3 protein-coding genes are annotated in these 2790 nt (G+C 58.7%); 2 read left to right on the top strand and 1 reads right to left on the bottom strand.

Annotation, left to right across the window (positions count from 1 at the left end; translation table 11 throughout):
• Positions 1 to 32: 32 nt before the first annotated feature.
• Positions 33 to 653 carry a uracil-DNA glycosylase gene (locus tag NW838_RS13015; protein WP_414428174.1) on the bottom strand — a complete coding sequence of 207 codons (621 nt, stop codon included), beginning with the start codon at positions 651 to 653 and terminating at the stop codon, positions 33 to 35.
• A 280-nt stretch (positions 654 to 933) separates the two neighbouring features.
• On the opposite strand from NW838_RS13015, the gene NW838_RS13010 reads away from it, so the two are divergent.
• Positions 934 to 2394: a TldD/PmbA family protein gene (locus NW838_RS13010; RefSeq protein WP_414358310.1), complete on the top strand. Its 1461-nt coding sequence runs from the start codon at positions 934 to 936 to the stop codon at positions 2392 to 2394.
• A gap of 20 nt (positions 2395 to 2414) precedes the next feature.
• A complete protein-coding gene (locus tag NW838_RS13005) occupies positions 2415 to 2744 on the top strand; it encodes a hypothetical protein (protein ID WP_414358309.1) in 330 nt (109 codons plus the stop codon).
• Positions 2745 to 2790: the final 46 nt, after the last annotated feature.

Raw genomic sequence — 2790 nt, 5'->3', positions numbered from 1 at the left:
CTTTGGGAGAAGGGGCGCTTGGGAAAATGGGCTCAAAAGTCCGGCTGAGGTGGCGTTGTGCCGGTGAGTTCCAGATACTTTTGCTTCACCGCCTGAATATCCTGCCACATCAACCACTTGGGGCTGCCAGGGGTGCGGTCTGGGTTGCGCAGCAGATAGGCCGGGTGAAAAATGGGCATACACCAGCGTCCCTGCCACTGGATCCATTCCCCGCGGATCTTGGTGATCCCTCGCTTCTCGCCCAAAAGGGAGCGCACCGAGGTGGCCCCCGTGAGCAGAATAATCCAGGGATCCACCAGGCGAATCTGCTCCAACAGATAGGGACGGCAGGCGTCCATCTCCTCCTGGGTGGGCACGCGGTTGTTAGGGGGGCGGCACTTGACCACATTACAGATGTAGGTGTCCTGCTCGGGATCCAGCCCCACCGAAGCCAGGATTTTATCCAGCAATTGTCCCGACTTGCCCACAAAAGGCAGCCCCTGCAGGTCTTCGCTTTCCCCTGGCCCCTCTCCGATGATTAAAATCCTTGCCTTGGGGTTGCCCCGATGCACCACCACATGGGTACGGCTGGCTGCCAAGTCGCAGCGCTGGCATACCAAACAATGCTGCTTCAGTTGCTCCAAATCCCTGTAAGTGCCGGGGGGGATGGACACCTGGGCCGACAGGGGGATCTGATCCCACTGGGGGAGTGTCTCCTCCGCCGGGGCTGGCGGCTCGATGGGATCGTCAAACAGGCTGGGCTGAAGCTCCGGCGGTTTTTTCTTGGCAGCCATTGCAAGTCGAGGTTTCCTTGTGCAGCGATCTTCGATTGCTCCCCCGCCCTTGTCAAGCTCAAGGCCAACCTGCCGGCAGGGGAGAACCTTTACTCCTTGTTAAACTGAGAAAACGAAAACTTGCGCCGGCCTTAGCTCGTCTCTACTCCCTGAGCCTGCCATGCTGCTTTTGTCCAAAGAACTGCCCAACCTGAACTACCGTCATACTCTACAGCGCTTCGACGAGGATTGGCGGGATCCCCTCTCTGCCCTGTTGGGCTGGGGGCGCGCTGCCGGTGCCGATTTGGTGGAGATTTTTCTAGAACGGGGCAATTCCATCAGTTGCCTGGCCGAAGATGACGCCATCACCAGCATCACCCCACGGCTCTCCACCGGGGCCGGCGTGCGGGTGTTTCGCGGCTTGGCCGACTGCTACGTCAGCACCAACGATCTGTCCTTTGCCGGTCTCAAGGCTGCTCTGGAGAAGGGCCTTTCGCTGATGGGCTTCACCCCTCCTGGCCCCACAGCGCTGGTTTCTGCCATCAACCTGGAGATGCTGCAGGACTACGGCGAGCGTCGCCGCAAAGATGGCTGGTTGAAGGAATGTAGCCCCATTGCGGAGATGGGGGAGATCCTGCTCAAAGCCAACGAGCAACTGGGTCGCCAAGCCCGCCATGTGCAGTCCCGCCGCACCACCTATTTCCGCGATTGGCAAGAGATTCTGGTGGCCTGCAGCGATGGCACCTTTGTGCGGGATGTGCGCCTCACCCAATCCGTGAGCTCTACGCTGCTCTGTGCCGATGGATCCCATCGCGCCTCTGTCAGTCAACGCTCCGGCGGTACGGGGGATCCCAACTTTTTGCGCCGTTGGGATCTGGAGGCCCATAGCCGGGAACTGGCAGAAGCCGCCGGCCAGATGCTCTATGCCGACTACGTGGAATCCGGCACCTACCCGATTGTGATGTCCAACGCTTTTGGCGGCGTCATTTTCCACGAAGCCTGCGGGCATCTGTTGGAAACCACCCAGATTGAGCGCAAAACCACTCCCTTTGCCGACAAAAAAGGCCAGAAAATTGCCCACAAAAACCTCACCGCCTGGGACGAAGGTCTCTCTGAAGGGGCCTTTGGCAGCCTGGATGTGGACGACGAGGGCATGCCGGTCCAGCGCACTCTGCTGATCGAGAAGGGCATTTTGAAAAACTTCTTGGCGGATCGGGCTGGCTCAATGCGCACCGGCCACCCTCGCACCGGCAGCGGTCGCCGCCAAAACTACACCTTTGCCCCCGCCAGCCGTATGCGCAATACCTACATTGCCCCCGGAGATGCAGAATTGGACGATCTTTTTGCTTCTATCGACAAAGGCATCTATTGCAAGCGCATGGGGGGAGGGAGCGTCGGCCCCACTGGGCAATTTAACTTTGCCGTCGAAGAAGCTTATCTTATCCAAAACGGCAAAATTACCAAGCCCCTCAAGGGAGCCACCCTGATCGGAGAAGCCAAAGACATCTTGACCAAAATCTCCATGTGTTCCAAAGACCTCAGCTTGGCAGCCGGGTTCTGTGGCTCCGTCAGCGGCAGCATTTATGTGACGGTGGGGCAGCCCCACATCAAGGTGGATTCCATTACCGTTGGCGGTCGCTAATTCCAGGGATCCACCTCGACATGGCCTATGACAACGTCTGCAAATATCTGGCCGAGCGTTTCCCAGAGCAGTTTGCCCGCTGGCTCATGGGAGAAGTGGCTCGGCTCCGACTCTATCGGAGGTATCCTCACCTATCGGTGCAGCAGGTGGTCATTGACTTGCGCAAAACGGGGTCGGAGCGAGTTTTCCAGACCTCTTTTCGTCTAGAGAGGCTGAGCCATGAGTTTGATGTTGTCCGCCTGTGGGAATGTGATTTGAGGGCCGGAGCGGATCGGCAAGCCCTGCTACCGTTTCGGGTTCTAAGCCAGGTGGAAGATCCAGCAGAAACCTTGCGAGAGGTGGTCAGCTAGAAATCGCAGGAGCCCCGCACTGTACCCGTAGGGTCAGTGCCGGGAG

It is taken from the genome of Synechococcus sp. R55.2 (genome assembly GCF_047462075.1).
Taxonomy (GTDB): domain Bacteria; phylum Cyanobacteriota; class Cyanobacteriia; order Thermostichales; family Thermostichaceae; genus Thermostichus.
This window is presented reverse-complemented; position numbering and strand designations above follow the sequence as displayed.

What these genes read in the sequence shown, in the direction of transcription:
- NW838_RS13010 (WP_414358310.1), top strand. Translation starts at nt 934, where the DNA reads ATGCTGCTTTTGTCCAAAGAACTGCCCAACCTGAACTACCGTCATACT.
- NW838_RS13005 (WP_414358309.1), top strand. Translation starts at nt 2,415, where the DNA reads ATGGCCTATGACAACGTCTGCAAATATCTGGCCGAGCGTTTCCCAGAG.